General features: G+C 36.6%; 2 protein-coding genes and 1 pseudogene. All 3 read left to right on the top strand.

Translation table 11 applies throughout. The features are described from left to right. The first annotated feature begins 257 nt into the window (after window positions 1-257). The 3 genes and pseudogenes from EAF07_RS10850 (at window position 258) to EAF07_RS10335 (ending at window position 2,872) form a co-directional block, all read left to right on the top strand. The gene (locus EAF07_RS10850) at window positions 258-851 is read left to right on the top strand and encodes a pneumococcal-type histidine triad protein (protein ID WP_245962731.1); all 594 of its coding nucleotides are present in this window, start codon (window positions 258-260) and stop codon (window positions 849-851) included. A gap of 23 nt (window positions 852-874) precedes the next feature. After that, a pseudogene (locus EAF07_RS10905) lies at window positions 875-1,036 on the top strand (pneumococcal-type histidine triad protein); the annotation flags it as partial. Window positions 1,037-1,081: 45 nt separating this feature from the next. Beyond that, window positions 1,082-2,872 carry a leucine-rich repeat domain-containing protein gene (locus tag EAF07_RS10335; RefSeq protein WP_245962730.1) on the top strand — a complete coding sequence of 597 codons (1,791 nt, stop codon included), beginning with the start codon at window positions 1,082-1,084 and terminating at the stop codon, window positions 2,870-2,872. The last annotated feature ends 204 nt before the right edge of the window (window positions 2,873-3,076 follow it).

Raw genomic sequence — 3,076 nt, 5'->3', positions numbered from 1 at the left:
TATATTTTGTCATAGTAAGGACTCATTTCTAACACAAACGTCTCAGACTTAATTCCACCATAAAAATCCGTTTTAGACTAATTTCCACTTCGAAAGCTAAAGTGGAAATTACTTTGGGAAATTACCATTTTAAGACTCTCATTAAATCTTTTTAATATCAGTTGATTTTGTAGCTAATTCATTATATAATAAACCAGTTAATTATTTTATTAACCGGTTAACTATGTTTAAAATATCATTTTTAAGGAGACTATCACATGAAACATAAAAAATGGCTTACTCTTGCAGGACTGACACTTATCAGTCATTTGACATTAGTAGCTTGCCAACAAGAACAAACAACCAGCCATCATAAGCCTAACACTCAGCATACTCAAAAAGATGAGAACATCTATGTCGTTGCCGAAATTACAGAAGATGGCTACATTTCTATCCACGGAGATCACAATCATCTCGAAAAAGGTTTTGTACCTTATCATGCTAAATTTTTAGCTGAAACCCTTGTGCCTAAAGATTATGTTTTTAAAGAAAAAGATTTACAATATAAGGTTGCCAATGGCGCTATAGTCAAAGTTAATGGCAAATATTATTTTTACCCCAAAACAAAAAATCAAGGCATTGTCACACTGGACGACGCTCGTCAATTAACGAAAAATAATAAAGAAGACCATCACCATGGACACAATCATGAGCATGGTCATGAAAAAAATAATAAAAAAGAGGTTGCAGGCATTGACCGCCCAACCAGTGACGGATTCCTCTTTACCTCTGAGAGTCAAATCAAAACAAAGACAGAGCTAGGACTCATCGTCTCCCATGGTGACCATGAGCATTTCATCTTCTATATTTAAAGGGTAGCAAGTGGGAATACCTTATCCCAGAAAATGCTAATCTAACAGCACCCGTCACTTCCAACGCTGTACCAACAAGTCACTCTGTTCACGACAATTATGTCTTTAACATTAACGACGTTGTTGCAGAAGATGCTAATGGCTATACCGTTCGTCATGGTGATCATTACCATTACATTCTTAAAAGTAGCCTGCCAACACAGCCTAGTCAACCAAAACAATATGTCCCAATGTCCCTCCCATCAAATCCATCATCAGAAAATCACATTCCTGGTATAACACATCCTACAAGTGATGGATTCCTTTTTGATGGTTCTGGAGTTGTCGGCCATAGTGAACTAGGTCTTTTGGTTCAGCACGGCAACCATACTCATGTGCTACGGTATGACGATTTAGCCAAAACACAATGGGCAAACCTCATTCCAAACAAAGTAGCCAAACCAACTCCTGCTGTACCTCAACCTAATACGCCAAATCATCCTGCAAAACCAAACGAAGAGCAGTCACTTCCTGAAACACCACAGCAAAAAGATCCAAGTGCTGATGAAATTGCTACCAAACGTGCTTATCTAGCTCATTTTTTAGAACTTCCAGAAGACAGTATTCGTTTTTTCACATCTGATAATGGCCCTGCCTTTCTTTACCCACATGGTGATCATGATCATGTGATTTACCTTGCTGATATTGACCTTGATAAACCTATTGAAGACCCGCATGCCCATGCTCACGATAAGGACAAAGTCGGCATAAACACCCTTAAAGAAATGGGCTTTGACGAAGATATTATCCACGATATTTTACATGCCAATGCTGACAAACCTTTCCCATCAAACGAAACAAATCCAGAAAAAATGAAGGAGTGGTTAAAGACCGTTCGCTACCTCAACATCGGTGAACGCCAAAATCCCTTAAAACGATTTGGCTTAGAGTTAATGCCAAATATAGAAGTTTTAGGACTTGGTTTCACAACCATTGACGACATTAGTCCTGTTTATAAATTTAAAAATTTAAAACAACTGTGGTTAACAAAAACAGGAATCAAAGACTATGCTTTCTTAAAACATATGCCACAACTAGAAGGTATTGATTTCTCACAAAATGGGGTTTCTGATTTATCGTTCTTAAAAGATTATCCAAATCTGAAAGTCGTATCAGCAGCTGGGAATGACATTACAGATATTAGTATCTTAGCTAAGTTAAACAGCTTAGAGTCCCTCAATCTTGATCTCAATAACATTTCTGACCTAACTGCCTTAAGCACTCTCCAACATCTCACAGCTGTCAGCTTAGATAATAATCAGATTACTAACCTCTCTGCTTTATCACATAAACCTTTATTACAACGATTGTTTATCTCTCATAATAAAGGACTCAATTTAAAAACACTCAAAGCACCTGCTTTGAAAGAATTAACTGCTACAGATAATGACACTCGTCAACTTAATTTCTTGGACAACCTTCCAAGTTTAGAAACCCTCAATCTAGACAACAATCACCTAACATCACTAGAAGGTCTCGAAGAGGCTAAAACACTTCAAAACCTATCTGTATCAAATAACGATATTACTAACTTATCATTGTCTCGCCCACAAGAAACTCTTGAAGAACTCACTATTAATAAAAACAAACTCACTGACTTAGAGGGAATCAATAACTTGACTGCACTTGACAGTCTCTATGCTTCACAAAATCAAATCAAAACACTCGCATTAGCAGAAAAAAATAATACTTTAACGTATATTGACGTCAGCAATAACCATATCCCAGCTGAGGAATTACAATTACAAAACGGTATTCCTAAAGCGATTCGTGAACATTTCCCAGCGGTTACAGGCGGAAAAATTGAAGAGAATAAACCAGAAGTTCCTACTAAACCTCAAGCTATATCCGAAGAATCACTCTCAAATACAACTGAGAAAGAGACTGTAAAACCCGACCAAGCTGATCAGACAGAAAGCACTCCTCAAGAAGTTACAGAACATCAAGAGAATGCTACAGATACAGCAGTAGAAGACAAATAATTAAATCAAAAAACTTCTCTCATACTCAGCCTTTGATAGCTTTGAAGTGAAGGAAAAGCTGACTTTTTACAAAAAATGGAAAGTTCTAAAATGAAGTTAGCCACCTAAGGGTATCAAAAAACATCTCAGAGAGATATAATTGTAATCACCACAACAACAATTAGAAAGATTCTGAGATGCAAAACTATTATACACCAAAAAGTA

It is taken from the genome of Streptococcus hillyeri (genome assembly GCF_003686955.1).
In the GTDB taxonomy this organism is placed as follows: Bacteria; Bacillota; Bacilli; order Lactobacillales; family Streptococcaceae; genus Streptococcus; species Streptococcus hillyeri.
This window is presented reverse-complemented; position numbering and strand designations above follow the sequence as displayed.